At 66.1% G+C, this 24,455-nt stretch carries 24 protein-coding genes and 1 pseudogene; 8 read left to right on the top strand and 17 right to left on the bottom strand.

What is annotated here, in order from left to right:
• Window positions 1-199: 199 nt before the first annotated feature.
• Window positions 200-2,725, top strand: a complete 2,526-nt coding sequence (locus HSX14_RS13905) for a TonB-dependent siderophore receptor (protein WP_228723590.1) — start codon at window positions 200-202, stop codon at window positions 2,723-2,725.
• Window positions 2,726-3,005: 280 nt separating this feature from the next.
• Here the strand turns inward: HSX14_RS13905 and HSX14_RS13910 are convergent, their stop codons facing one another.
• The 7 genes from HSX14_RS13910 to HSX14_RS31400 form a co-directional block, all read right to left on the bottom strand.
• Window positions 3,006-3,368 carry a DUF5064 family protein gene (locus HSX14_RS13910; RefSeq protein WP_173175602.1) on the bottom strand — a complete coding sequence of 121 codons (363 nt, stop codon included), beginning with the start codon at window positions 3,366-3,368 and terminating at the stop codon, window positions 3,006-3,008.
• Between the two features lie 106 nt (window positions 3,369-3,474).
• Window positions 3,475-4,023 carry a PqiC family protein gene (locus HSX14_RS13915; protein ID WP_173175604.1) on the bottom strand — a complete coding sequence of 183 codons (549 nt, stop codon included), beginning with the start codon at window positions 4,021-4,023 and terminating at the stop codon, window positions 3,475-3,477.
• Between the two features lie 17 nt (window positions 4,024-4,040).
• Window positions 4,041-5,690: a PqiB family protein gene (locus HSX14_RS13920; protein WP_173175606.1), complete on the bottom strand. Its 1,650-nt coding sequence runs from the start codon at window positions 5,688-5,690 to the stop codon at window positions 4,041-4,043.
• The gene (locus tag HSX14_RS13925; RefSeq protein ID WP_173175608.1) at window positions 5,671-6,315 is read right to left on the bottom strand and encodes a paraquat-inducible protein A; all 645 of its coding nucleotides are present in this window, start codon (window positions 6,313-6,315) and stop codon (window positions 5,671-5,673) included. Before HSX14_RS13925 ends, HSX14_RS13920 begins: the two co-directional genes overlap by 20 nt.
• Window positions 6,312-6,908, bottom strand: coding sequence for a paraquat-inducible protein A (locus HSX14_RS13930; protein WP_173175610.1), 597 nt, complete (start codon window positions 6,906-6,908; stop codon window positions 6,312-6,314). The genes HSX14_RS13925 and HSX14_RS13930 overlap by 4 nt, the downstream gene beginning before the upstream one ends.
• Window positions 6,909-7,065: 157 nt before the next feature.
• Window positions 7,066-7,770 carry an NAD(P)H-dependent oxidoreductase gene (locus HSX14_RS13935; RefSeq protein WP_173175612.1) on the bottom strand — a complete coding sequence of 235 codons (705 nt, stop codon included), beginning with the start codon at window positions 7,768-7,770 and terminating at the stop codon, window positions 7,066-7,068.
• 103 nt (window positions 7,771-7,873) lie between these two features.
• Window positions 7,874-8,842 (bottom strand): GlxA family transcriptional regulator, encoded by a 969-nt coding sequence (locus tag HSX14_RS31400; protein WP_173175615.1) that lies wholly within the window; start codon window positions 8,840-8,842, stop codon window positions 7,874-7,876.
• A gap of 415 nt (window positions 8,843-9,257) precedes the next feature.
• Here HSX14_RS31400 and HSX14_RS13945 point away from each other — a divergent pair, with 415 nt between their 5' ends.
• Window positions 9,258-9,683, top strand: coding sequence for a GNAT family N-acetyltransferase (locus HSX14_RS13945; protein WP_173175617.1), 426 nt, complete (start codon window positions 9,258-9,260; stop codon window positions 9,681-9,683).
• Between the two features lie 176 nt (window positions 9,684-9,859).
• On the opposite strand, the gene HSX14_RS13950 is transcribed toward HSX14_RS13945, so the two are convergent.
• From HSX14_RS13950 to HSX14_RS13960, 3 genes and pseudogenes are all read right to left on the bottom strand, one after another.
• The gene (locus HSX14_RS13950; protein WP_173175910.1) at window positions 9,860-10,603 is read right to left on the bottom strand and encodes a class I SAM-dependent DNA methyltransferase; all 744 of its coding nucleotides are present in this window, start codon (window positions 10,601-10,603) and stop codon (window positions 9,860-9,862) included.
• A 45-nt stretch (window positions 10,604-10,648) separates the two neighbouring features.
• Window positions 10,649-11,127 (bottom strand): annotated as a pseudogene (locus HSX14_RS13955) (hypothetical protein).
• Window positions 11,128-11,224: 97 nt separating this feature from the next.
• A complete protein-coding gene (locus HSX14_RS13960) occupies window positions 11,225-11,914 on the bottom strand; it encodes a GNAT family N-acetyltransferase (protein WP_173175619.1) in 690 nt (229 codons plus the stop codon).
• Window positions 11,915-12,231: 317 nt separating this feature from the next.
• Here HSX14_RS13960 and HSX14_RS13965 point away from each other — a divergent pair, with 317 nt between their 5' ends.
• A complete protein-coding gene (locus HSX14_RS13965) occupies window positions 12,232-12,672 on the top strand; it encodes an anti-virulence regulator CigR family protein (RefSeq protein ID WP_173175621.1) in 441 nt (146 codons plus the stop codon).
• Between the two features lie 12 nt (window positions 12,673-12,684).
• Here the strand turns inward: HSX14_RS13965 and HSX14_RS13970 are convergent, their stop codons facing one another.
• Together HSX14_RS13970 and HSX14_RS13975 are read right to left on the bottom strand one after the other, a co-directional pair.
• Complete coding sequence (locus HSX14_RS13970; RefSeq protein ID WP_173175623.1) at window positions 12,685-13,431, bottom strand: substrate-binding periplasmic protein; 747 nt, start codon at window positions 13,429-13,431, stop codon at window positions 12,685-12,687.
• A 148-nt stretch (window positions 13,432-13,579) separates the two neighbouring features.
• Window positions 13,580-13,942, bottom strand: a complete 363-nt coding sequence (locus tag HSX14_RS13975) for a DUF5064 family protein (RefSeq protein WP_173175625.1) — start codon at window positions 13,940-13,942, stop codon at window positions 13,580-13,582.
• Between the two features lie 224 nt (window positions 13,943-14,166).
• On the opposite strand from HSX14_RS13975, the gene arcD reads away from it, so the two are divergent.
• Both arcD and HSX14_RS13985 read left to right on the top strand, forming a co-directional pair.
• Window positions 14,167-15,594: an arginine-ornithine antiporter gene (gene arcD, locus HSX14_RS13980; RefSeq protein WP_173175627.1), complete on the top strand. Its 1,428-nt coding sequence runs from the start codon at window positions 14,167-14,169 to the stop codon at window positions 15,592-15,594.
• A gap of 156 nt (window positions 15,595-15,750) precedes the next feature.
• Window positions 15,751-17,082: a BRCT domain-containing protein gene (locus HSX14_RS13985; RefSeq protein ID WP_173175629.1), complete on the top strand. Its 1,332-nt coding sequence runs from the start codon at window positions 15,751-15,753 to the stop codon at window positions 17,080-17,082.
• A 38-nt stretch (window positions 17,083-17,120) separates the two neighbouring features.
• Here the strand turns inward: HSX14_RS13985 and HSX14_RS13990 are convergent, their stop codons facing one another.
• Window positions 17,121-17,885: a hypothetical protein gene (locus tag HSX14_RS13990; RefSeq protein WP_173175631.1), complete on the bottom strand. Its 765-nt coding sequence runs from the start codon at window positions 17,883-17,885 to the stop codon at window positions 17,121-17,123.
• Between the two features lie 197 nt (window positions 17,886-18,082).
• Here HSX14_RS13990 and HSX14_RS13995 point away from each other — a divergent pair, with 197 nt between their 5' ends.
• Complete coding sequence (locus tag HSX14_RS13995) at window positions 18,083-18,622, top strand: GNAT family N-acetyltransferase (RefSeq protein WP_173175633.1); 540 nt, start codon at window positions 18,083-18,085, stop codon at window positions 18,620-18,622.
• A gap of 32 nt (window positions 18,623-18,654) precedes the next feature.
• Here the strand turns inward: HSX14_RS13995 and HSX14_RS14000 are convergent, their stop codons facing one another.
• Together HSX14_RS14000 and HSX14_RS14005 are read right to left on the bottom strand one after the other, a co-directional pair.
• Window positions 18,655-19,833 carry an alkane 1-monooxygenase gene (locus tag HSX14_RS14000; protein ID WP_173175635.1) on the bottom strand — a complete coding sequence of 393 codons (1,179 nt, stop codon included), beginning with the start codon at window positions 19,831-19,833 and terminating at the stop codon, window positions 18,655-18,657.
• A 22-nt stretch (window positions 19,834-19,855) separates the two neighbouring features.
• On the bottom strand, window positions 19,856-20,890 hold the full coding sequence (locus tag HSX14_RS14005; RefSeq protein WP_173175637.1) for a 2Fe-2S iron-sulfur cluster-binding protein: 1,035 nt from the start codon (window positions 20,888-20,890) through the stop codon (window positions 19,856-19,858).
• A gap of 144 nt (window positions 20,891-21,034) precedes the next feature.
• Here HSX14_RS14005 and HSX14_RS14010 point away from each other — a divergent pair, with 144 nt between their 5' ends.
• A complete protein-coding gene (locus tag HSX14_RS14010; protein ID WP_173175639.1) occupies window positions 21,035-22,048 on the top strand; it encodes an AraC family transcriptional regulator in 1,014 nt (337 codons plus the stop codon).
• Between the two features lie 121 nt (window positions 22,049-22,169).
• On the opposite strand, the gene HSX14_RS14015 is transcribed toward HSX14_RS14010, so the two are convergent.
• Together HSX14_RS14015 and HSX14_RS14020 are read right to left on the bottom strand one after the other, a co-directional pair.
• On the bottom strand, window positions 22,170-22,706 hold the full coding sequence (locus tag HSX14_RS14015) for a hypothetical protein (RefSeq protein ID WP_173175641.1): 537 nt from the start codon (window positions 22,704-22,706) through the stop codon (window positions 22,170-22,172).
• 157 nt (window positions 22,707-22,863) lie between these two features.
• Window positions 22,864-23,481 carry a TetR/AcrR family transcriptional regulator gene (locus HSX14_RS14020; protein WP_111260318.1) on the bottom strand — a complete coding sequence of 206 codons (618 nt, stop codon included), beginning with the start codon at window positions 23,479-23,481 and terminating at the stop codon, window positions 22,864-22,866.
• Window positions 23,482-23,602: 121 nt separating this feature from the next.
• Between HSX14_RS14020 and HSX14_RS14025 the strand changes: the two genes are divergently transcribed.
• Complete coding sequence (locus HSX14_RS14025) at window positions 23,603-24,439, top strand: enoyl-CoA hydratase-related protein (protein WP_173175643.1); 837 nt, start codon at window positions 23,603-23,605, stop codon at window positions 24,437-24,439.
• Window positions 24,440-24,455: the final 16 nt, after the last annotated feature.

The raw sequence follows: 24,455 nt of genomic DNA on the forward strand, positions 1-24,455 counted from the left end.
TCGGGCTGTCGAAAGGCGGCCTTTGACTGATTCGATGTACCCGGGTTCACCGTTCGATTAAATTTTTTTTATCGCTATCCGTCCTGTAAGTGCCCTCATCCATAACCGCATTCCCAAGGGCGCAGTCGGCAGGGCACATCCGAACATCGGCGCTTCACCCGCGAAGTGGCGCCGCACTCTCACGACAGGACGGTAAAGCATGCAGAAGTACGATGTTGAACGGCGTTCATGGAGATTGCCCTATGCCTCGCGGCGGCCATTGAGCGCGCTGTTCTCGGCGATGGTGCTGGGGGCGGTCCTGGGCGGGCCGGTGAGTGCAGCCCCGAAACAGCTGGATATCCCCGCGCAGGCCCTCGACCGGGCGCTGACCGCCCTGAGCGAGCAGACCGGCGTGCAGATCCTCTACAGCGCCGATCTGGTCAGGGGCAAGCTGTCGACCGCCGTGAGCGGCAACATGGAGGTGGAAGCCGCCCTGGAAACCCTGCTCAGGGGCGCCGGCGTCACCTACCGCATCGAGAACAACACGGTCCTCCTCACCGGCGGCGCGACGGAAAGCAGCGTCCTCGACCTGGGCACCACCTTCGTCTCCGGACAGGGCATGGGCGAGGCCACCGAGAATTCCGGCTCCTACACCACGGGGCTGACCAGCGTGGGCTCCAAGACGCCCACCAGCCTCAAGGAAACCCCGCAGTCGGTGTCGGTGATCAGCAGCCAGCTGATCGAGGACCGGCGCATGACCACGCTGTCCGACGCGATGAAGATGACGCCGGGCATCACCGTCAAGAACGGCACCTACCGCCTGCCCAAGCTGGCCTCCCGTGGCTTCGGCATCGACAACGTGCAGATCGATGGCGCGGCGCCGATGGACGTCGGCTCCGGCGTGGGCACCTTCTACGGCAACAAGCTGTACAACCTGGCCGAGTACGACCACATCGAGGTCCTGCGCGGCTCCTCCGGCCTGCTGGGCGGCACCGGTGACCCGGGCGGCATCATCAACCTGGTGCGCAAGCGCCCGCTGGACCAGTACCAGCTGAAGTTCAACGCCTCCGCCGGCAGCTGGGACAACTACCGCACCGAGGCCGACATCACCGGCCCGCTGGGCTTCGACGGCAAGCTGCGCGGCCGCGCCGTGGTGTCCTACGAGGACCGCCAGTACTTCATGGACAACCGCAGCACCGAAGAGCCCTTCTTTTACGGCGTGCTGGAGGCCGATCTCACCCCGGACACCATGGTGACCGTCGGCGCCAGCTACGCCCGCACCCACGAGAACGGCACCGGCGACGGCCTGCCGCGCTACTCCCGTGGCGGCGACCTGCACCTGCCGCGCCACACCTGGTACACCACCGGCCAGGCCTACATGGACGGCCACGACGAGGAAGTCTTCTTCAAGATCGACCACTACCTGTCGGAATTCTGGAAGCTCAACACCAGCTACACCTACACCTACAACAAGTCCGACACCGAAGGCATCATCCCCTACGGCTCGGTGGACGAGACCACCAATATCGGCCCCTACTGGTGGGGCAGCTACGTGTCGTCCTGGAGCAAGCAGTCGGTCTTCGACGTGAACCTCAGCGGCACGTTCGACGCCTTCGGTCGCCAGCACGAACTGCTGGTCGGTGCCGACTACCAGAAGGTCACCAGCCGCTGGCGCGCCGCCGACGGCATGCTCGGCAAGGGGGGCTACATCGACCTGTGGAACCCCGGCGCGTCGCCGCTGCCCACCAACGCCACCGACCACGACTACTGGCGCGACTACAGCCCCAACACCCGCGAGCAGTACGGCGTCTATTCGACCGTGCGCCTGCAGCTGACCGACCCGCTGAAGCTGGTGCTCGGTGCCCGCGCGCAGCGCTACAAGTACGAGCAGGACTACCGGATCAAGAGCGCTGGGGTCTGGGAGTACCAGCCTCCGACCCGCTACCGCGAGCCGACCAAGCTGGTGCCCTTCGGTGGCCTGATCTACGCGCTGGATGACGAGTGGTCCACCTACGTCAGCTATGCCGAGATCTTCAAGCCCCAGGCACAGAAGCGCATAGGACCGGTCGGCAATCCCGACGTCGTGGAGCCCATGACCGGCAAGACCTATGAAATGGGCCTGAAGGGCGAACTCTTCGACGGTCGCCTGAACCTCTCCGGCGCGCTGTTCTACACCAAGCGCCTGAACGAGGCGATGACCGACCCCGCCTATCGTCGTCCGCCGGACAGCTACAGCGGCAGCTGCTGCTTCATCGGCCAGGGCAAGATCATCAGCAAGGGCATCGACCTGGAAGCCGCCGGCGAGATCACCCCCGGCTGGGAAGTGATCGCGGGCTATACCCTCAACCTCACCGACAACCAGACCGAAAAAAGCGACTACACCAGCATCACCCCGCGCCACCTGGCCAAGCTCTGGACCGTCTACACCCTGCCGGGCCAGCTCGAGAAATGGCGCGTGGGCGGCGGCGTGGAAGTGCAGAGCGCCAACTACGTGTCCGGCATGGCCTATGACTTCGACTCCATCGGCAATCCAATCAACGAGACGCCCTACGACTTCACCCAGGGCGGCTACGCCGTGTACGGCGCGATGGTCGAGTACAAGGTGGACGACAACTGGACGGTGGCCGTCAACGGCAACAACCTGTTCGACCGTCGCTACTACGAGACCGTGGGAACCTCCGAATACGGCAACTACTACGGTGCTCCGCGCAACTTCATGCTGACCCTGCGCGGCGAGTTCTTCTGATCCAGGCCCCACAGGGCTACGCGACACCAGGCTCCAGCGATCCCGGACGATCATGAAACCAAGAGGCCCATGCACAAGCATGGGCCTTTTGCATTGCCGCGCCGTTTCAACGACGCGCGTGCTACGGACGTGCTTTCGTAGGATGGCGTAGAGCGAAGCGAAACCCATGCTGTGGACGTTCCAGGCGTCCACTGCCTTGCCTGAAGCACCGAGCGGCGGTGCGTGCGGCACACCCAGCAGGTGCCCAGCCTTCGGCACCGCAGCCCGGGCTACCGACGGGTCATTCCAGATGCTCGGGGTTCACCGGGTCGCCGGATTTCATGTTCAGTTGCGCGCGCACGTCCTCGAACATGGCGTCGTAGTGCTTGTGCATGGAGCCGATGCCGCTCAGGGCCTTGGGAATGCCGTACTTCTCGGCGATCTTGGTCACGTTGCTGGCGAAGTTGTAGGCCAGGTCCTTGGGCAGGAAGAAGGTCTCCTTCAGGTCCTTGCCCATGATGCTGCCGTGCAGGGTGAAGAGCATGCCCTTGCCTTCCTTCGGGTCCTGGGAGACTTCGTAGTCGATGCACAGGTTGTAGCTGACGTCGTGCTCGTTCAGCGCGTGACGCTCGATGTGCAGGTGGCCGGGTTCGAATGTCGCCATGACGTTTCTCCTTCCTCAATCGCATGGAATCGCTGAGCCAGCGCCAAGAATAGAACAGACTCGCCAGGGCCTGGAACCGGCTTCTGCCTGCCCTGGCCAGGGCCTTCTACGGGCACTGCCCCTGGTCGCTGCCGGCCGTCCGGACGATGGCCTCGGCCAGGCGCTCGATGTTCTTCTGGTGGGCCATGACGAGGGCGTCGATGCTGGGGCCGGCGGGTGTCTGCAGGGTGCTGCGGCAGCTCAACAGGGCCTTGTCGCCGGCGTCGGTGGGGCGTAGCCGCCAGCGCACGTCGAGCAGCGCGTAGCGGCCGGGCACGGAGTCGAAGCGCTGCACGTCCAGGCGCACCGAGGCCCGGCGCGGCAGGCTGCTTTTGGCGAGCTGGTTCTCCAGGGCGCTGCTCAGCTCGTCCACCAGGCTCGCCCCCCACCATTCGGTCTCCAGGATCACCAGGCCACTGTCGCCCTGGCGGATGACGATCTGCGGGCGGTCCACCTGCGGTGGCACGCTGATGCCTTCGATCTGGATGTCCGCCCCTGCCGGCCGGCCATCGCCGGCCTGGAGCGGTGTCAGGGTGTGGAAGTTGATCGGGTCGCTGCGGCAGGCGGCGAGCAGCAGCAGGGCGGCGCTGAGCACGAGCTTGATCGGGTCGGTCATGAAGGTCGCTCCTGTGTTCATTGGCCCGGCGGTGCCAACAGGCCACCGGGGGTGGCGTTCTCGGGCCGTCCGCGGATCAGCGATTCCGGGTGCCGTCCCAGGTAGTCGGAGAGTTCGCGCAGCGAGCGCGACATGCGCTCCAGCTCGTCGAGGGTCTGCGTCAGTTGCTCGCGCTGCGGCGAGTCCTCGGCGAGCGTGGAGCTGGCCGACTGCAGCGTCTTGCTGACGTCTTCGAGGGTGGTCTGCACGCCGGGCAGCGTCTTGCCGTTGAACTGCGAGAGCACCTTGCGCAGTTCCACCAGATTGTTGTCGAGGTTGTTGGCGATCCGGTCCACCGGCAGCTTGCTGAGTTTGTCGACCACGGCCTGCAACTGCTCCTGCACCTTCTCGAAGCTGCCGGGGATGGTGGGGATGCTCACGGGGCGGGCGCTGGGGTCGAAGGCCACCTTCGGGGCCTTGGGATAGAAGTCGAGGGAGATGTACAGCTGCCCGGTCAGCAGGTTGCCGGTGCGGGCCTGGGCGCGTAGCCCCTTGTCGATGAAGGTGCCCATGAGGCGGGCGCCGCCGGCCTCGTCGCTGGGGTCGTGCTGCATCGCCTGGAGCAGCTTGATGTGCGCCTGGCCGAGCAACTGCGGGTAGATGACGATGCCGACATCCACCGGGAAGCTGTGCTTCTGCGCGTCGTAGTCCAGGTTGACCGTGACCACCTTGCCGATCTCGACGCCGAGGAATTCCACCGGGGCGCCCACCTTCAGGCCACGCAGGGACTGGTCGAAGCGCAGGCGCAGGTACTGCGCCTTGCCGCTGGGCGGGGCGAGGGCGGTCTGCTGGTCGTCGAACAGTTCGTAGGCCCTGTTCTCGGCAGCGGGCTGGTCGTTGGGGCTGTATTCGGGGGCGCGGAAGGCGATGCCGCCGACCAGCAGCGACGACAGCGATTCGGTCTTCACCGCGACGCCGTTGGCGCCGAGGTTCACGTCGATGCCGCTGGCGTTCCAGAAGCGCGTGTTCTCGGTGACGAACCGGTCGTTGGGCGCATGCACGAACACTTCGATGCTCACTCCCTTGCCGTCTTCGTCGAGGTTGTACGCCACCACCTGGCCGACGGGGATCTTGCGGAAGTACAGGGGCGAGCCGATGTCCAGCGAGCCCAGGTCCGGGGCGTGCAGGGTGAAGCGCCGGCCGGGTTCGCCATAGGTGATCGGCGGCGGGTTCTCCAGGCCGATGAAGGATTTGGCGCGGCGGGTGGCCTGGCCGGTGTCGGCGCCGATGTAGTCGCCGGAGAGCAGGGTGTCGATGCCCGAAACGCCGCCCGCGCCGATGCGTGGCCGCACCACCCAGAACTGCGAGTCCTCGCGGGTGAAGCTTTCCGCTTCCTTGGCCAGTTCGAGGGTGGCGTCGACGCTTTTCTGGTCCTTGCTCAGTGCCACTTCGGAGACGTGGCCGATCACCACGTTGCGGTACTTGACCTCGGTCTTGTTGGCCGTGAGGCCGCTTCCGGTCTTGAAGGTGACGGTGATGGTCGGCCCGCGCTGCATCCAGCTGTGCACCACCAGCGACAGGCCCACCAGCACCGCGACCATGGGCACGATCCAGACCAGTGAAACACTGAAGCGGCGGGTCTTCACCAGGGGCCGGCCGGGGCCTGCATCACGGGTTTCCGCGCTCATCCCTGACCTCCTCGTCATCGGGCGTATCCCAGATCAGCCGGGGGTCGAAGCTCATCGCGGCGAGCATCGTGAACACCACCACCAGGCCGAAGAAAAGAATCCCCGCGCGCGGTTCGATCTCGCCCAGGGACTGGAACTTCACCAGCGCCGCCACCAGGGCGACCACGATCACGTCGAGCATCGACCAGTAGCCGATCAGCTCGACGAAGCGGTACAGGCCGGAGCGCTCGCGGCGCGCCCAGGTGGAGCGGCGCTGGACGGTGACCAGCAGCAGCGTGAGCACCACGAACTTGAGCCCCGGCACCGCGATGCTGGCGATGAAGATGATCAGGGCGATGTCCCAGGCGCCGTGCTGCCAGAACTCCAGCACCCCGCTCATGATGGTGCTGTCGGCGCCGTTGCCGAACAGGCTGGTGTTCATCACCGGCAGCAGGTTGGCGGGGACGTAGAACACCAGCGAGGCGAGCAGGAAGGCCCAGGTGCGGCTCAGGGAATGGGTCTTGCGCGCATGCAGTGGCGCACCGCAGCGCTCGCACCGGTGCGCGTGGTGGCTGATGTCGCAGGCCTTGCCGCAGCTGTGGCAGAGGCACAGGGCGAGCTCGCTGGCCAGCGGCGGCGTGCTCATGGCAGCACCCAGAGTTCGCGCACGTCGCGCCCGGCGATGCGGATCAGCAGCAGGGCGAGCACGGCCAGGGCGAACAGGCCGATGTGGGGGATGACCTCGAGCATGCCGGCCAGCTTGAACACCGCCACCAGCGCGCCCAGCAGGCAGACCTCGAGCATGCTCCAGGGGCGCAGGGACTCCAGCCAGCGCATGCACAGGCAAAAGCCCGGCGCGCGGCGCTGGCGCAGGCCGAAGGCGAGCACCCAGCACAGCAGCAGCAACTGGAAGAGCGGCGCGATGATGATGGAGATGGCCGCCACCAGGGCGATGAAGGTGATGGGCCCCAGGCTCAGTGCCAGCACCGAATCCCACAGCGTGGCGCTGCTCTTGAGGCCCTTCAGGCTGATGCTCATGACCGGGTAGAAGTTGGCGAATACCCAGAGCACCAGGGCGGTGAGGCTCAGCGCCAGGCGCTGCTCGATGCTCAAACCGTTGTAGCGCTGCAGCACGCCGCCGCACCGCGAGCAGTGCGCCGTCTGGTGCCGGGCCAGCGTGAGCTTCTCGAACACGCAGTCGCAGTGCTCGCAGATGACCAACTCGTCGCGATTCGCCATACGCCTCTCTATCGAGTACCGAAGCCTTGCCGCCTGCCTCCCCGGGGCGAAGGCGGGCGGCGTCAAAGCGGAACGACACCGACAGAAGTGTGGATCAAAGAATCCCGATTGCGAGTGCGAAGGTGCAGAAAACGCAGCGGGCCCGCGAGTCGGGGCCTCAGCGGATGCGCGCTTCGAAGTGGGCGTCGTAGTCGCCTGTGACGGGCATCTCCAGCGGCGCCTGCCCGTCGATGCCGGCCAGCCGTTGGCGCCAGTCGCCGAGGATGGCGCCACGCGCCGCATCGTCCAGGTAGGGCACGTGGTAGGCGAAGAAGGGCTCCAGCACATCGAAGCCGGTGTAGCCCAGGGTGCCCTTGAGCAGCGGGCGGAAAAGCTCGCGCAGATCGTCGTGGATGCCTTCGGCGGAGAACATCCGCTCGCGCCCGCCCAGGGTGGCGCAGACCAGCGCACGCTTGCCGCGCATGCCGCCCTGGTCGAAGATCCGCCGCCCGCCGTAGAACAGGCCGGAGACGAACACGCGGTCGATCCAGCCCTTGAGGAGCGCGGGCATGGAATACCAGTAGACCGGGAAGCTGAGGATCAGCAGGTCGCAGCGCCGGACCTTGTCGATCTCCGCCTGGATGTCCGGTTGCAGAAGGCCGTGCTTCACCGCGTTGCGCTGCTCCAGGGCGTAGACCAGGTAGTCGGCATCGGCCCGTTCGGTGAAGTCCCGCTCGCTCGCCACCGGGTCGAAGCCCATGGCGTGGAGGTCGGAGACTTCCACGCTGGCGCCGAGGCCACGGAAGTGCTCGGCCGCCGCCTGGCAGAGCGCCGAGCAGAAGGACGCGGGTTCGGGATGGGCGTGCACGATCAGGACGTTCATATAGGCACCTCGGTTGGACTGGGCGCCAGGGTAGGGGGCCGGGCGCCGCCGTCACAGAGGCAAAAATGACGCTGGATATGCGGATGCCGACAAGGGGTTCCGGTCAGTCGAAACGGAATTTGCGCCGATAGGCCGCCGGCGTCAGGCCGATGCGCTCGCGGAACAGGCGCACGAACGAGCTGCCGTCCTGGTAGCCCACGGCCTGGGCGATGTCCTCCACGCGCTGGTTGCCGGTTTCCAGCAGCGCCCTGGCGGCCTCGATGCGCAGGTTCTGCAGGTAGGCCAGGGGTGTCGTCTCCACGGCCTGCTGGAAGCGCCGAATCAACGTGCGCTCGCTCACCGCCAGGCGCCGCGCCAGGTCCGCCAGGCGGATGGGCTCGGCCAGGTGCCGCTCCAGGTGGTCCTGGGCCTGGCGCACCAGCGCGTCCTCGTGGGAGCGGTGCGCGAGAAGCGGCAGGAAGGGGGTCTGCAGCGTCTGGCTGACATCGATCAGCAGGCTCTTGGCGCAGCGCGCTGCCAGGGCCGCCCCGGAGTGGCGCTCGACGGTCTGGATCGATTGCAGGTGATAGGACGACAGCGCCCCGGCGCAGAACAGCCGGTCGGCCTGGGTGAGGATGGGCGCCATCTGCAGGTCCACCGCCGGGAACCAGGAGCGGAACTGCTCCTCCAGCCACCAGGTGGTGGTCGCGACCCGGCCGTCGAGCAAGCCCGTGTCGGCCAGCAGGAAGGTGCCGGTGCAGGTGGCGATCAGCTCGGCACCCATCTCCCACTGGCGCACCAGCCACTGCGGGCGTTGCCGGTCGAGGAGGGCGCGGAAGCCGTGGTAGCCCGGGTAGTGGCACGCGGGGATGTAGACGATGTCGAAACGCTCGTCCGCCTCGGCCCGGCGGGACTTCAGCGGCAACCCGTTGCTCGCCGTGACCTGCCGCGCAGCGGAGATGAACGACCAGCTGTACTGCTCCGCCGAGCCCTGTGCGGCGAGGTGCGCATTGGCCACCTGCATGACATCGGCGAAACCGCTGACGCTGGAGGCGTAGCACTGGTCGTAGAGGTAGATGGCCGCAACGGGCATGTTGGCGTTATCCGCATGGAAGGAGCGTCTTTTTACACCGATGCGCGTGGGCGTGGCCATGAGTCATCGGCCCTGCCTGTGACGATTTGAATGGAGAGTCCGGCAGGATGAACACCGTGCGCACCTCCGCGCGGTGCTTGCGGCGAATCCGAGGTGCGCGCAGCACACCCTACGTCCGGAGTGAGCGGCGGCTGCATGCTCCGAGGTCTGGTTATGCGCTCTTCCAGGTGGCCAGAAGCAAAGCCACGCCCTGGCTCAGCCTGTCCCACTGAACCCGCATCCGCAGCCGTACCGGGCAGCCAGGTTTCGCCCTCCCTGGAACGGGATATTTACTCGAGCGCCAGGCCCCGACATAGTTCGCCCTCGGTTCGAGGACGAACCGTCCTGCCCCCCCCGACGCCTGAAGGACTCGCGAATGAATACCCGTATCGACGTGACGGCGACCCCGAGCGAGGACGACCGCGCCGCCATCCTCAAGCCCTTGCGGGCGCACAACCGGGCCAAGGCCGGCGACCCGCAGCGCGAAACGCTGGCGCTGCTGGTGCGTGACGAGCGGACCGACGAGGTGATCGGCGGGCTCTACGGGGAAATCTTCTACCGCTGGCTGTACATCGAGCTGCTGGCCATCCCCGAGCAGGCGCGGGGGCAGGGCACGGGGTCGCAATTGATGGAAATGGCCGAACACGCGGCTCGCGAGAAGGGCTGCGTCGGTATCTGGCTGGACACCTTCGACTTCCAGGCGCCGGAGTTCTACAAGCGCCACGGCTATACCGCGTTCGGGCAGGTCGAGGACTTCCCGCCGGGGCACCGGCGTTTCTTTTTCCAGAAACGGCTGGACTGATGGGCAGGCGCCCTCGGTGTGATGACACGCAGCCACGGCGCCGTCCTGGCAGCCGCGAGTTCGTTACGCAGTATCGACAGTCGTGCATGGTGCAATCGCGGTAGCTTGCCGAACTGCCCCTCGCGCGATTTCGTGCTGGGCAACCGGTCGTCCGGCTGCCTGACGCGGCGGGCGGCTCAGCGCTTCACGCAGACGAACAGGGCGTTGCCGGAGGTGCCGTTCCAGGGGGTGATGCGTTCGTAGTCGTGCTCGAAGACGTGCACCTCGAACTGCGGCTGCAACAGCGCCTGCAACTCGGCGAAGGTCAGGGCGACCATGGGGTGTTCGTCCTGCCAGCTCTCGGTGACCCCCGCCGTTGTCTTCTCGATGCCGAGGCGCAGTGCCTGGCGGTCGCCTTCCCCCGGGTAATGCCAGCCGGAACCGAAGGTGAACAGGCTGCCCTCGTGCTCCACGGTGTGGCGCACGAAGGAGCGGTTGTCGATCTGCCCCTTGTCCACCGTGTTGAAGCAGAACACGCCGTCCTCCGCGAGCGCGTCATGGACGCTGGCCAGGCACGCGCGTAGCTGCTGCAGATCCGGGTTGTAGTGGATGGAGTAGAGGAAGCAGGTGATCAGGTCCTGGGGTTCGTCCACCCGGAAGCTGGCCATGTCCTGCCGGCTGAACGCGGCCTCGGGGCAGCGCGCCTGGGCGATATCCAGCATCGGCTGGTTGATGTCCAGGCCGGCGCTGCGGTAGCCGAAGTCGAGGAAGTGGCGCACATGCGGGCCGGTGCCGCAGGCGAGGTCCAGGTGCCTGCGACCCGGGTTGCCGAACAACTGCTGCAGCCGCCGCACGCTGTCGCTCTGTGCGCGGTAGTCGATGTCGGCGCACATCAGGTCGTAGTAGTGGGACAGGTCGGTGTACAGCGCGTTGGAGGACATAGGCGGCCAGAGGGGGTCGATGGAGTGTCGGCGCGGCATGGTACTTCAGCGGCGCGAATTCCTCTCCTGCAGGATGGCCGAGGCCTGGTTATAGGCGGTCTGGAAGGCGTCGCTGTCCATCCATTCCAGGGCCGTATCCGGGTCTTCACCGTGGAAGAGGTCCCGGTAGGTCGTCAGCAGCGCCATGAGGAAATTGATCGCCGAGTCCGGCGCCTGCTCCGCCAGCACCCGTTCCAGCACCGGGTACTGGAGGAATACCACGCACATCGCCAGCAGGCTGATGCGCTCGCCGTACCTCATCATCCGGAACAGGTCGTCGTAGTCCGCCGGGTTGAAACCATTCTCTTCGATGTCCTTGAAATCGAAGGTGTCCAGGTCGATCAGCACCCCGTGAACGGCTCGTTGATCAGCGGGTCGGCCAGCAGAGGATGCAGGGCGGTGGTCCTGGGTTTCCCCGAGCGGTTCTGTTTCGCCTTGGCTTTGGCTCGCTGGACCCGTTTTCACTGTTTGTCGGCGGATGCCATGAGTGGACTCCTCATTGGGTGTGACTGTGTTCGTTTGGCGCAATGCTCATCCGGCCCGGGTCGAGCGCCTGGGCTTCATGCCTGTTGGCTGGGGCCTTCAGTGAATCGTGGGGAAGCGCTCCTTCACCAGCATCTCGGCCTGGTAGGCCATCTGGTCGAGCAGGCGGTCGCGTTTGCTCTCGGCCTCGCTCAGGGCCTTCTTGCCGTGCTGCTGAACCAGGTAGGCGTGGATCTGCCGCACTTCTCTGGACTCGAATATCGGCGCGAGGTTCTGTACCGCCACCATGCCGTTGGAGCGATGGGCGCGTGTGTTCAGCAGGACATGCGGCCCCTGCGCGGCCAGCACGCGCAAGCCCATCGCCTCGAAGACCGGCGCCTTGCCGGCCGTGCAGGCCACCTCGACATGGGGGCGCTGCTCGATCACGCGCTGCAGCATGGCCCGGGCGATGCCGTTCCGACGGTGGCTGGCCTGGACGGCCAGATAGGCCAGCGTGGCGGCCTCGGCATCGTCCTGGCTCGGCAGGTACAAGGCGAAGCCGCGAACCTGGGACGGGTCTTCATCGTCCAGGGCCAGGACCAGGCGTGCGGTGCTGGCCAGGGTGGCGTCCATGGCCTGCAGGTACAGGTGCACCTCGTAGCCGATCACGTACTGGTACAGCTGATAGAGCGGGTTGCTGGGCGTCAGCGACACCGGGCTGATGTCGCTGAAGTAGTCCACCACCATCTGCAGCACCTGGTTCTTCAGGGATTCGGGCGGCGGTGTGTCCAGGTGTACGAGGGTGAACATGGTGAAGCGGGCTCCGGGCGTGCCCGATCCGGGGAATCGGCGCGGGCGACATTGTAGCGCCGGAGCGCGTGTTCGCCGCCCCTGCCCGAGCGTTTTTCAAGCACATGCATTCGAGCCGGGAGGGACGCAAATTGAAACGACGCCTTCTCATGCGTCGTCGAACTCACCCGCATCGGCCGCTACCTGATCTCGACGGACCGCAAGAATGTGGCAGCAGAACTGATAAGCCGACCGCGAACATCACTTCCGGCCGAGCGGAAATTGCAGCGCAACGACTAGACTCAGCACATCGTCATGACCCTACAGGAGGGGTTCGTATGTCCAGGCTCAATACATTGCTGTCGGCGCTTCTCGGAGGGGCCCTGATCATCGCGGCCCCCGCGATGGCCGACCCGGGAAACGGCAAGGGCAACAAGCACGACAAGGGCGGCCAGCATGGCAGCCAGGGGCACCAGGGACAGGGCGGGGGTAATGACTGGCAGGGTGGCCCGAGCGTCGATATCGGTGGCGTGAGGATCATCCTCGATGACAACCGTGGCTACTGGAGCCCCGGCCCCTCGCTGCCGCCGGGCATCCAGAAGAACCTGGCGCGCGGCAAGCCGCTTCCGCCCGGCATTGCCAAGAAGCTCGACAGCCGGCTGCTCGGCAGGCTTCCCCATTACGAGGGCTACGAGTGGCAGCAGGCCGGTACGGATCTGTTGCTGATCGCCATCGCCACGGGCGTGATCCAGGAAGTGCTGCACGGGGTACTGGACTGACCCCGCCCTCGCTCAACGCTCGGCAGGCGATTCGTAGCGGCGCCGGATGCGCCCCAGCTCGCCCGAGCGCCGCAGCTGCTCCAGCACGCGGGCCCAGGCGTCGATCAGCGCGTCGTCGCAATCGCGGCTGAAGGCGATGTACAGGGATGAGCGATAGACCTCGACGGGCACCCGGCGCAGGGTGCCCGGCGCGATGCCCAGCTGGCGGCTGTAGTAGCTAACGCCCGCGTCGGTGTCGCCGATGATCAACTCGGTTCGCCTGGCCAGCAGCATGCGGTAGAGCTGCTGGCTTTCGGCTGCGCTCTTGTCGAGGTTGGTGAAGCCGAGCGACTCCAGCACCCTCGGCACCAGGCCGTCGTGGCGGGTGGTGAGGCGCGGCGCATGCATCAGCTGCTCCAGGGAATTCACCGGGACGGGGGCATCGGCCAACTGGTAGGGATGGATGGACTCTTCGACGATAGGCCCGACCCACTTGTACAACGGCTCCCGGTCCGGCGTGCGGAACATCGAGTACATGATGGTCCCGGGGCGGGTCTGCAGCATGTGGGCGGCGCGCATGCTGGGCGCTACCGCGATCTCGAAGTCGTCCCCGGTGCGCGCCATGATGGCCCGCACGACCTCCGTGGCCATGCCGGTCAACTGGCCGTTTTCCAGGTAGTTGTAGGGCGCCCACTCTTCGGTGACGACCTGGTATCGCTCGGCCCTGGCCGTGGTGCCGAGCACGAGGCAGAGCAGCGCTGCAGTAAAGACCGACTTCACATGTTCTGCCTGGGGACTGGGGCTGTTCGGGGGTGGGAATCGGGGGCGAGCATAGCCGCAGTATCACGCCGGGTGCACCCGAAAAAACCGAACGCTGCACGAGCCGCCGGGGCGATACGGCGTTGCCTGGCTCGCAGCCGGCGGGTGGTTATTCCAGATGCTCCGGCTTCACCGGCTCGCCGTACTGGACGTTCAGTTGCTCCCGCACATCCGCGAACATCGCGTCGTAGTGCTTGTGCATCGAGCCGATGCTGCTCAGGGCCTTGGGAATGCCGTACTTCTCGGCGATCTTGGTCACGTTGCTGGCGAAGTTGTAGGCCAGGTCCTTGGGCAGGAAGAAGGTCTCCTTGAGGTCCTTGCCCATGATGCTGCCGTGCAGGGTGAAGAGCATGCCCTTGCCTTCCTTCGGGTCCTGGGAGACTTGGTATTCGATGCACAGGTCGTAGCTCACATCGTGCTCGTTCAGTGCATGGCGCTCGATGTGCAGGCGACCGGGTTCGAACGTGGCCATGGGGTTCTTCTCCTTAAGAGGCGGGTTGCCGGCTGCGGGCGGGGCGTCGGTCATTGAACGCTAGTTTGTCTTCGGGCTTTGTAAAGCGGGCTTCCCGGCGTGGCGCACGGGTGCGATTGCCGGCCCACTGGCATTCGTCGACAGGCGAAAACGGGCTTTTTGTGCTTGTTTGAATCACTGGGTGGCGGCCTCGTGGTGAGGCCCCTGGCAGGGGAGCCGAGGGAATGTCGCAACCGACGCAGAAGCTTCGCTTGAGTGCACTGATCGCCCTGGTGGTGGGTTCGATGATCGGCGGTGGGATATTTTCATTGCCGCAGAACATGGCCGAGCGGGCCGATGCCGGCGCGATACTGATCGGCTGGTCGATCACCGCGGTCGGCATGCTGATGCTGGCCTTCGTGTTCCAGACCCTGGCCAACCGCAAGCCGGAATTGAACTCCGGCGTCTACGCGTACGCCAAGGCCGGGTTCGGCGACTACATGGGGTTCTCCTCGGCCTGGGGCTACTGGATCAGCGCCTGGCTGGGCAACGTCGGCTACTTCGTCCTGCTGTTCAGCACGCTCGGCTATTTCTTCCCGGTGTTCGGCCAGGGCAACACGCCGATCGCCATCGGCTGCGCCTCGCTGCTGCTGTGGTCCGTGCACTTCCTGGTGATGCGCGGGATCAAGGAAGCGGCGTTCATCAACCAGCTGACCACCGTGGCCAAGGTGGTGCCGCTGGTGATGTTCATCGTCATCGCCGCCGTCGCCTTCAAGGCCGATGTCTTCACCCGCGACATCTGGGGCAGCAGCAACCCGAAGTTCGGCAGCGTGATGGAGCAGGTGCGCAACATGATGCTGGTGACGGTGTTCGTCTTCATCGGCATCGAGGGGGCCAGCGTGTATTCGGCGAGGGCGGAGAAGCGCGCCGACGTGGGGCGCGCCACCGTCATCGGTTTCCTCGGGGTGCTGGCGCTGCTGGTGCTGGTGAACCTGCTGTCGCTCGGCATCATGAGCCAGCCTGAACTCGCGCAGCTGCAGAACCCGTCGCTGGCGGCGGTGCTGGAGCACATAGTCGGCCCCTGGGGCGCGTTGCTGATCAGCGTCGGGCTGGCCATCTCCCTGCTCGGGGCCTTGCTGTCATGGGCGCTGCTCTGCGCGGAAATCCTCTACGCCACGGCCAGGGACCGGACCATGCCGGCATTCCTCAGCCGGGAGAACGCCCAGCACGTGCCGGTCAACGCCCTGTGGCTGACCAATGGGATGATCCAGCTGTTCCTGCTGATCACGCTGTTCTCCGCCGGGACCTACACCAGCCTGATCTACCTCGCGTCATCGATGATCCTGGTGCCGTACCTGTGGTCCGCCGCCTATGCGCTGCTGCTGAGCCAGCGCGGCGAGACCTACGAGGAGGCCGCCGGGGAGCGCACGCGCGACATGTTCGTCAGCGGCATCGCGCTGAGCTACGCGGTGTGGCTGCTGTACGCCGGCGGGGTGAAGTACCTGCTGCTTTCGGCCCTGCTCTACGCGCCCGGGGTGCTGCTGTTCGCCAAGGCCAAGCACGAGCAGGGCGAACCGCTGTTCACGGCGATCGAGAGGGGCATCTTCGCCTGCGTGATCCTGGGCGCCGGGGTGGCGGCCTATGGCCTGTACAGCGGGTTGCTGACGTTGTGAGGCGAGCGAAGAGAGCCGGGACAGGGTGGCGATGAGCGCCAGCCGCGAAAGCACGCGGAGTTCGGTGTGATTTGCGCGGCTGCCTCACGGAATTTTCCCGCGCTTTGCCGCACGCTCGCCGTCCAGCACCAGGCCGACACTTCACGGAAGAACCCCATGTCATCGCTCTCTCTGAACCTGTACATGAAAGCGGACGGCGCCGCCGCGCAGGAAGCCATCCGCACCTTCGTGCGCCACGTGAACGCGCAGGACTACGCGGCGGTGGAGGCGATGGACGTCGAGGAGACGCTCTACGACGTCGACGACATCTTCGCGGCGGCCATCACCCTGCGCGAGAGGGAGGGGCTCTTCCACCTGGAATTCGAGTCGGCCAGCTCCCTGGAGGTCGAGCTGCTGGTGGCGTTCTTCCATTTCCTGGGGGCGACCGAGATCGAGATCAGCGCCTTCGACTCAAGCACCGCGGAAACCTTCTACATGGATGATGCGTGCGAGTACTTCGACGACCATGCCGCGCGGCCCTGGCGCTGGCTGCCTTCGCCGGCCTCCGGCTTCGTCGGCCGGCACGTGGTGGTCACCGGTGCCTTCAGGGACTACACCCGGCCGCAACTGGAGGCGCTGATCGCCCAGAAGGGCGGCATCATCCAGAAGTCCGTCAACGGCAAGACCACGCTGCTGGTGATGGGCAGCAAGCCGGGTGCCGACAAGACCGGCAAGGCCGAAGCCCTTGGCGTCAGGACCATGGACGAGGACGAGCTGCTGGATGTGCTGGCAGGTGGCGAGACGCTTTCGGTCGATCCCGAGGCGCTTTCGCCGGAGCAGCAAGACGGCCCCGTCATCGCCTACCAGTACTGCTTCCCGGACAAGGACGCCCCGGTCGTCTCGCTGCCCGGCGAGGTACTCGAAGACCTGCTCGCCGTGCTGCGTGGGTGCGGCTACCTCAACGAGCACTACTATCAGGCGCAGCTCGAAAGCGCGCGGGAGTGGCACCCGGGTTTGGCTGCGAAGTTCAAGGCGTATCGGCATGCGCGGGACATCCCGGCCGAACTGCGTGGCCCGCTGGACCCGCAGACGGCATGGGACATCTCCCATCTCTTCCGCGAACACAACACCAAGATCACCAGCTACGCGCCCCACATCTACGGCGCCGACGAGAAGGGGGACGGCCATGCGCTGGCGCAGATCGCCGCCTACTCGGGGCTGCCGCTGGAGGACATCCAGTACCAGAGCAAGCCGGGCACCCAGGGCAGCTTCACGCTGAGCTGCCGGTTCGAAGGCAGGCCCTACAGCGTGTCGTTCAAGTTCTCCGAGAACACCTTTCCCAAGCCGTTCCTGCGGCTGCTGCACGACATGGCCTCGGAGAGCGAGGCGTGGGACTTCATCTTCCACACGCGCCCTGGCGAGCCCTCGTACGCGGTGATACCCCGTGCGCTGGCGCAAGGGATGGCGCGGCACGGTTTTCTCAAGCCCCTGCATACGCGGGCTATTTGAGCGCGGGTGGGCGAGTAGCTGGGTGAGGAAGTTGCACCTCACTTTACCTCTGCGGTTGCGGTGCTTGGTGATTGCAATTCGGGTATCAGTTTCTTCTCTGCCACCAGCGCTTTCAGCGTGGCTGTGCCAGTGGCGTTTGGTGGTGGAAAGAACGGCATGATCTTGCCGACGTCAGCGTTGATCATGGTGGCGATGATCACGCCACCGATAAGGCCTCCTGCCGCTCCTGCACCCGCTGCCTGTCCATAACTCACGGAGTTGGAATTAGCGATGCTTCTGCTCACTGAGGCCACAGCCGCACCACTGATAGCACCGCCTACGGCTAGCGCGACGACACTGATCTTCTCGCTATGGGGTTCCCTGATGGCAGCGACTTTAGTGCAGTCGGTATCGAGCCACTCCGGCACGCTTGGCGCATCACTGGTGGAGAAGTAGTAGTAGAGAGTTATCGGGGCCGTAGGGTCGTTGGGCACATAGAAGCCGCCGTCTCTTGTCCGCGGCGCATTGAGCATCGGCCGCCCCTCATCGTCCTGAAGGGAAAGGGCGCCTGGTGGTGCCCGGTAGTAAGTCCCTTTAGCGTCGACCTTCTCCGACCAGTACGGGCCTTTTTCCAGGCGGGTGGTCCAGGGTATGTCGAACATGCCGAGGGTCTCTGTATATGAGAGGGGTTTGTCCAGGTACACACAGGAAATTTGCGTGGGGGCCGCCAGGTCGTCGGGTTTGATAGCCGTGGCGCAGCCCTGCAGAAAAACGGCTACGAGCAGAGTCAGATAGGCAAAGCAGTCAGTCAGATTCTTTTGCATCACCCTTCCTTGTGAGCGGTTGCTTCTCATGTTCCCTCGTTGCGAGAGAGGGGCAAAATTACTAGGCCGATATCGGCTCTGTCTACCTAAGCGATGATCTGTGACTATTCGTGGAATCCCATCAAAAAGGCGCTCTGGCAGGTCGTTAAGATCGGCCACCCGTTGCATCTCCACGCCGCTCCAGCGGACCCTTGCCCATGGCTCGAATACTCTTCAGAACTCCGCGTCTCCACTGCCGTCATTGGCGCATCGAGGACCTCGATGCGCTCCACACCGTCTACTCCGACCCTGAGGCCATGCGTTGGGTCGGCGATGGGCAGCCAATTGATCGAGCCGCGTGCGAGGCGTGGTTCGACATGACCCAGGCGAACTACCGCACCCGGGGTTACGGGATGTTTGCCCTTGAGAGCCTTGACTCAGGGGCGCTCGTCGGCTTCTGTGGCCTGGTCCACCCTGGTGGGCAGGCCGAGCCGGAGGTGAAATACGCCTTCCTGCGTTCGAGCTGGGGGCTAGGCCTGGCGAGTGAAGCGGTCCCGGCGTTGCTGGCCTACGGTCACGAGAAACATGGGCTTGCGAGAATCATCGCCACGGTCGCACCGGAGAACCTGGCCTCCCAGCGTGTCCTCATCAAGGCCGGCATGTGGCTGGTCGGGCAGCGCCAAGGTGAAGACGGCTCGCTGGACACTCTCTACGAGTGGCGTGCGCCGGACAGCGCTTCGCCCCGGCATTACGGCTGAGCGCGTGTGGTCCTGCTCGCGCTCGCACCCACCTATCTCTCGATCGTAGTCGCCATCGCCACCATCGCGGGAATCCTGCTGCGCCGGTTCGCCTCGTTCGCCAGCTGGCGTTCTTCCTCGCTGGCGAAGTCACGGTCCCAGGCCAGCACCTTGGGCGTCATCAGGTGGTGCCACAGCGGCGGGATCATCGCCACCAGGATGGTGGTCAGGTAGCCGCCGATCATCATCGGTGCGTCCGGGAAGGGGCGTAGGTCCTGGTAGGGCACTTCGCCCTGGGCATGGTGATGGGAGTGGCGGGTCAGGTTGAACATGGCCCAGGAGCTGATGCGCCGGTTGGTGTTCCAGGAGTGGCGAGGCTGCACCGGGGTGGCCGGGTTGCGGACCATGCCGTAGTGCTCCATGTAGTTGACGATCTCCAGCAATGCCTTCCCCCACAGCGCGCAGGCCACGAAGAACAGCGCCGCCGGCCAGCCGCCGATGCCGAAGGCGACCGCCACCAGCAGCAGGCTCATGCCATGGCCGCGCAGCACGGCGTTGTGCCAGCCGAACAGGCTCTGCCCCTTGCGGGCGAGCCGGCGCCTTTCGATGCGCCAGGCGCTCAGGTTGCCCTTGAGCGTCGAGGCGAGCACATGGACATAGACGTTGCGCCCACGGGGTGCCGTGGCCGGGTCTTCGGTGGTGGAGACGTAGCGGTGGTGGCCATAGACGTGCTCGATGGAGAACACCGTGTCGAAGCTGAAGGCCAGCAGCCAGCGCCCGATCAGCAGGGAGACCCGGTCCCAGGTGCGATGGGTGAGTTCGTGGGCGGTGATGGTGCCGATCATGCCGATCATCAGCCCGGTGAGCAGCCAGGCGGAGAGGTGGTGGCCGAAGGTGGTGGCGTCGCGGGCGGCGAGCAGGTCATGACCGCTCAGGCGGCCCAGGGCGGCGCCGAAGCCCAGCGGGTCGCCCTCGCTGGCGCTCCAGAGCGCCGTGAAGACGATCAGGCCCAGCAGTGGCAGGGCCAGCCAGAGCTGGGCGGTGAGGATGGCCGGGTACTTGAAGCGTGGGGTGCTGGTGTCGTCCCCCGCGAACGCATCGCCGATCAGGTAGAAGGCCAGGACGGCCAGCAGCCCACCGGTCGTCCAGGGGCCGCCGGCGAGCAGCGACAGCACGGCGAGCAGCCCGACGAAGTGGAACAGGAAGAATTTGAGGTAGTGCAACGGATTCATGGCGGTTTCTCTTGTTGTAGGTTCAGGCGCCAACGGTCGCCGGGTGCGGGGCCGTGGTGAAGCGGTCGGCGTGGAGGGCGCCGGGTGGCAGCCCCAGCTCGCGGAGCAGGGCGGTGGCGCTGTCGATCATCCCGGGCGGGCCGCACAGGTAGGCGTGCGCACCCGTCTCCAGCAGCGCCGGGATGTGCTCGGTGACCAGGCCGCGTGCGCCGCTCCAGCGCGTATCCGGTGTGCTCTCCGACAGCACCGGGACGAAGCGGAAGGGGGCGGGCCACTGCGCGGCGAGGCTGGCGATTTCCTCCAGGGCGTAGAGGTCGTGCTCCTGGCGCGCGCCGAACAGCAGCGTGGCGGGGCGCCCGGGGTTGCCGGCCAGGGCGCCCTGCAGGATCGCCAGCAAGGGGGCGAGGCCGCTGCCACCGCCCACCATCAGCAGCGGTGCTGCCGAAGGACGCAGGTGGAACTCGCCCTGCGGCCCCTCCAGGCTCAGGCCCTGGCCGAGCAGCGAGCGCTCGTCGACCAGGCCGGTGAACGATCCGCCGGGCACCTTGCGGATGAAGAAGGCCACCTGGCCATCCGGGCGCGGGGGCGTGGCGAAGGAGAACAGCCGTGGCTGGCCGGGCAAGGCATCGAGCGTCAGCGCCGCGTACTGGCCCGCCTTGTAGGGCAACGCTTCCTGCAACTGCACGACCAGCCTGGTGATGTCGTGGGTGAGTCTCGCCTGGCCGATGACCTTGCCACGCACCCGGCGCATGGCCGTGTGGCGTGTGAGGTCGACCTCGATGCGCAGGTCCCCCAGCGGCACGCTCTGGCAGGCGAGGATGTAGCCCTGGTCGAGCGCCTCGTCGTCGAGGATGTAGCTGGCCTCGGTCAGCTCGCGCACGCGGCCCGCTACCAGCCGGCACTTGCAGGTGGCGCAACCGCCGACACGGCAGCTGTGGGGGAAGTCGATACCGTGGCGCAATGCGGCGTGCAGCAGGGTCTCCCTGGGGTTCGCCCTGATCTCGACATCGTTGACCCGCACGGTGCTCGGGCGACGCCTGGAAAGGAATGCAAACATGCGTCCTCCTGTTGTGATTGTTAGGTCGGGACGGCTGAATCCTAGGGGCGTTGCGTGCTACCCGGAGAGGGCCTCAATTGACATTGTGGGGGTCATTAATTGACACTTTTTTCCCTGCCCAACCCCCGCGAAATACAGACGCCGATGCCTGACTTCCTGCTCCCCGTGCAGTACCTGCGACAGATCGCCGAGCAACTGCGGGTGATGGGCGTGGCGCCCGCCGAGTGGCTCGGCCATTGCGGCGTTGGGCTCGAACAGCTGGATGACCCGCACTACCAGCCCCGGGTCGAGCTGTTCGGCGAACTCATCCAGCAGGCGTTGCGCTTGAGCGAGCAGCCGGCGCTGGGGCTGCTGATCGGCGAGCGGCTGGGTGTCGGCACCCATGGCGCACTCGGTTTCGCCGCGCTTCAGGGCGGCTCGCTGCGCCAGGTCGTCGAGCTGCTGGAGCGCTACCTCGCCGTGCGCATCACCCTGGTGCGGGTGCAGCTCGAACAGGATGAGGCGACGCAGCAGGAGCACCTGCGCTTCGTGGCCACCCATCCGCTCGGGGCGATCGAGCAGACGGTGATCGAGGCGGTGATGCTGGCGGTGAAGAACATCTTCGACGCCATCACCCCGGGCGGCGGGGCGATCAGTCGGATCAGCCTCCCGTTCCCCGAGCCGGCCTACGCCGAGCTGGCCAGCCAGATGTACGGCTGTACCGTGTGCTACGCGCAACCCCGGGCCGCCTTCACCCTCACCACGGCGCTGCTGGATACGCCGCTGCGCATGGCCGACCCGGCCGCCTTCCGGGAGGCGGAGCTGATCTGCCAGCGCGAGCTGAGGAAACTGGGGGAAACGAGCTCCCTGGGGGCCCGGGTCCGCCGGCTCATCCTGGAGCGGCAGAACGCCTTCCCGAGCCTGGTCGTCACTGCGCGTCTTCTGTGCATGACATCGCGCACGCTGCACCGCCGCCTGCTGGCCGAGGGCACCAGCTTCAAGCAGGTGCTCAAGGAAGTCCGCCATGCGCTCGCCCTGGAGCACATCAGGGCCGGGCGGCTCTCGGTGGAGGAAATCGCCCAGGTGCTCGGCTATAGCGACGTGGCCAACTTCCGGCGGGCGTTCAGGCAATGGGAAGGCGTGGCACCCTCGGAGTACCTGCGGGTGAAGGCGACGTAGCCGCTGCGTAGGGGGCGCTCCGAGAGCGCGAGGATGGCCTCTGTCCAGCGAGGCCGGCGCGCCCGCCCTGTGCAAAGACAGTGGGGCGTGCAGGGGCGGGCGGGGTGTTTTCGGCGGCGGCCTATTTAGTGGTGTGGTCGCGGCCCCACAGGCGCACCGACTTCGGCCCTTCCACCGGGCCCTGGAACAGGAACTTCTGGCGTACGCCGGTCTTCGGCGGCACGGTGACTTCATCGACGTTTTCCATCGGCACCAGGTTGGTGGAGTAGTCGTCCTGGTCAATGGCCAGCAGGGCGCCGTTCTGGGTGAGGTTGATCAGGCGCACCGGCTTGTCGGTGAGGTTCTTGAAGCCGAACAGGACGCTGAGATTGTCGTCGACGGCTTCGACCTTCAGCAGCTTGACCTCGACCTTGCCCTCCAGCTGGTCGAGCTGGGAGATGACGAGGGCGCCGTCCGCGCCCTGGGCGGACTCACGGCCTTCCGTGACGCCTTCCGAAGCGCCGCCCAGCAGGTTCTTGCCGGCGGAGATAGCGGTCGAGACCGCGGCCTTGGCCGACTCCTTGAGGGTGCTGGTGCTCTCTGCCGGCTCTTCGGCGAATGCGGTGCCCGCAGCCAGCAGCAGCGCCAACGCGATTCCGCTCCGTGAGTAGTTGCCCATGCTTGTCGCTCCTTTGTCAGCGTTGATCGGCCAGATGGTCCGGGCGGCTTTTTTAGCACAGGCACGGCCGGAAAACAGCCGAGCGCATCCAACTCGGCGGCTTTGTTTTCGTGCAGTGGTGTTCCGTTCGTTGCGTGCCACTTGACTCCGCAGCGACCTATCCCCCGATCTGGAACAGGTGCTCGAAACCCTTGAGAGTGCTGTCGACGAAGCGGGCGTCGCTGGTGGAGTCGGGCAGTTGCAGCACGCCGTGGATGACCAGCGAGGCCAGGCCGTGGGTATAGGACCAGCCGGCCAGGGCGGCGCGGCGGACTTCGGCGCTGTCGATGGCCTGCCCGAGGATCTCGGCAATGATGCGCTTGAGTTCGCCGAAGGCGTCGTCGCGGGCTTCGCGGTAGTCCACGGACAGGTCGTCACCGCCCAGCTCCGGGCCGAACATCAGCTGGTACAGCGCGGGGTTGGCGCGGGCGAAGCTGAAGTAGGCCAGGCTGGCGTCGCGCAGCTTCTGCAGGCCGGCATTGCCCTTGTCTTCCCGGCGCAGCGCGATGCCCAGCTCGCGAAAGCCCTGGGCGGCCAGCTGGCCCACCAGTTCGGCGCGATTGGCGTAGTGGTGGTAGGCGGCCGTGGAGCTGACGCCGACCCGCTCCGAGACTGCGCGCAGCGACAGCTTGGTCGGCCCCACTTCCTCGAGCATCTCCCGCGCGGCCTGCAGCAGCTGCGGGGCGAGGTTGCCGACGTGGTAGGTGTCGCGGGCGCGCTGGGGTGTCTTGCTCATGCGGGGCGGGGCCTTTGTTCCGGGGGCTTCGGGGCGGGGCGATCTTAGCATCGGGAAATATCTTGACGGTGCTAAGATTTAAATCTTAGCATCGCTAACATTCAGCCCAGAGGTGCAATCCATGGATTCAAGCTACGAGTGTTTCGCGCTCAGCGTCGACAGCGGCGTCGCCCACCTGCAACTCAACCGCCCCGACAAGGCCAACAGCCTGACGCGGGCCTTCTGGAGCGAGCTGCCGGAAGCGGTAGGGCGCCTGAGCCGTTCCGGCCAGGTGCGGGCGCTGGTCATTTCGGCGCAGGGCAAGACGTTCTGCGGCGGCCTGGATATGCAGATGTTTTCCACGGCCAAGGAATTCCATGCCAGCAGCCCGCAGGAGCGGGAGCTGCTGCAGGTCAACCTGGAGCGCATGCAGGGGGCGCTGAATGCCCTGGAGCAGGCGCGCTTCCCGGTGATCGCGGCGGTGCAGGGCGCCTGCATCGGCGGTGGCTTCGACCTGATCGCCGCCTGTGACCTGTGCTTCGCCAGCGAGGCGGCCACCTTCCGCATCGAGGAAACCAACGTCGGCATGATGGCCGACCTGGGCGTGCTGCAGCGCCTGCCACGGCTGATCCCGGCCGGCGTGGCGCGCTACCTGGCGTTGACCGGGGACACCCTGGGCGCCGCCGAAGCCTACCGCCTGGGCCTGCTGGCCAAGCTCTTCGCCACGCCCGAGGCGCTGCTGGAGGGGGCCTTCGCCGCCGCCCGCAGGATCGCCGAGCGCCCGCCGGTGGCGATCAACGGGATCAAGCGCGCGATGCTCTACAGCCGTGACCACGGCGTCTACGAATCCCTGCAGCACACCGTCCTGCTGCAGAGCGCCATCCTCAGCGGGCAGGACATCCTGCGCTCGGTGGGGGCGCGGGCGACGGGTACGCCGGCGCAGTTCCCCGACCTGCTCGAATTGCAGGAAACCTTCTGAGGCCTTTTTTCCAACC

Source organism: Pseudomonas tohonis, from assembly GCF_012767755.2.
GTDB lineage: Bacteria > Pseudomonadota > Gammaproteobacteria > Pseudomonadales > Pseudomonadaceae > Metapseudomonas > Metapseudomonas tohonis.

Excerpts from the sequence above, each read along its gene's own strand:
- HSX14_RS13990 (WP_173175631.1), bottom strand. The coding sequence starts at position 17,885 with ATGCAAAAGAATCTGACTGACTGCTTTGCCTATCTGACTCTGCTCGTA.
- HSX14_RS13930 (WP_173175610.1), bottom strand. The coding sequence starts at position 6,908 with ATGGCGAATCGCGACGAGTTGGTCATCTGCGAGCACTGCGACTGCGTG.
- HSX14_RS13965 (WP_173175621.1), top strand. The coding sequence starts at position 12,232 with ATGTCCAGGCTCAATACATTGCTGTCGGCGCTTCTCGGAGGGGCCCTG.
- HSX14_RS13905 (WP_228723590.1), top strand. The coding sequence starts at position 200 with ATGCAGAAGTACGATGTTGAACGGCGTTCATGGAGATTGCCCTATGCC.
- HSX14_RS14005 (WP_173175637.1), bottom strand. The coding sequence starts at position 20,890 with ATGTTTGCATTCCTTTCCAGGCGTCGCCCGAGCACCGTGCGGGTCAAC.
- HSX14_RS14025 (WP_173175643.1), top strand. The coding sequence starts at position 23,603 with ATGGATTCAAGCTACGAGTGTTTCGCGCTCAGCGTCGACAGCGGCGTC.
- HSX14_RS13975 (WP_173175625.1), bottom strand. The coding sequence starts at position 13,942 with ATGGCCACGTTCGAACCCGGTCGCCTGCACATCGAGCGCCATGCACTG.
- HSX14_RS13910 (WP_173175602.1), bottom strand. The coding sequence starts at position 3,368 with ATGGCGACATTCGAACCCGGCCACCTGCACATCGAGCGTCACGCGCTG.
- HSX14_RS13925 (WP_173175608.1), bottom strand. The coding sequence starts at position 6,315 with ATGAGCACGCCGCCGCTGGCCAGCGAGCTCGCCCTGTGCCTCTGCCAC.
- HSX14_RS13915 (WP_173175604.1), bottom strand. The coding sequence starts at position 4,023 with ATGACCGACCCGATCAAGCTCGTGCTCAGCGCCGCCCTGCTGCTGCTC.
- HSX14_RS13950 (WP_173175910.1), bottom strand. The coding sequence starts at position 10,603 with ATGTCCTCCAACGCGCTGTACACCGACCTGTCCCACTACTACGACCTG.
- HSX14_RS13945 (WP_173175617.1), top strand. The coding sequence starts at position 9,258 with ATGAATACCCGTATCGACGTGACGGCGACCCCGAGCGAGGACGACCGC.
- HSX14_RS13935 (WP_173175612.1), bottom strand. The coding sequence starts at position 7,770 with ATGAACGTCCTGATCGTGCACGCCCATCCCGAACCCGCGTCCTTCTGC.
- arcD (WP_173175627.1), top strand. The coding sequence starts at position 14,167 with ATGTCGCAACCGACGCAGAAGCTTCGCTTGAGTGCACTGATCGCCCTG.
- HSX14_RS13995 (WP_173175633.1), top strand. The coding sequence starts at position 18,083 with ATGGCTCGAATACTCTTCAGAACTCCGCGTCTCCACTGCCGTCATTGG.
- HSX14_RS13920 (WP_173175606.1), bottom strand. The coding sequence starts at position 5,690 with ATGAGCGCGGAAACCCGTGATGCAGGCCCCGGCCGGCCCCTGGTGAAG.
- HSX14_RS31400 (WP_173175615.1), bottom strand. The coding sequence starts at position 8,842 with ATGCCCGTTGCGGCCATCTACCTCTACGACCAGTGCTACGCCTCCAGC.
- HSX14_RS13960 (WP_173175619.1), bottom strand. The coding sequence starts at position 11,914 with ATGTTCACCCTCGTACACCTGGACACACCGCCGCCCGAATCCCTGAAG.
- HSX14_RS14000 (WP_173175635.1), bottom strand. The coding sequence starts at position 19,833 with ATGAATCCGTTGCACTACCTCAAATTCTTCCTGTTCCACTTCGTCGGG.
- HSX14_RS14020 (WP_111260318.1), bottom strand. The coding sequence starts at position 23,481 with ATGAGCAAGACACCCCAGCGCGCCCGCGACACCTACCACGTCGGCAAC.
- HSX14_RS13985 (WP_173175629.1), top strand. The coding sequence starts at position 15,751 with ATGTCATCGCTCTCTCTGAACCTGTACATGAAAGCGGACGGCGCCGCC.
- HSX14_RS14010 (WP_173175639.1), top strand. The coding sequence starts at position 21,035 with ATGCCTGACTTCCTGCTCCCCGTGCAGTACCTGCGACAGATCGCCGAG.
- HSX14_RS14015 (WP_173175641.1), bottom strand. The coding sequence starts at position 22,706 with ATGGGCAACTACTCACGGAGCGGAATCGCGTTGGCGCTGCTGCTGGCT.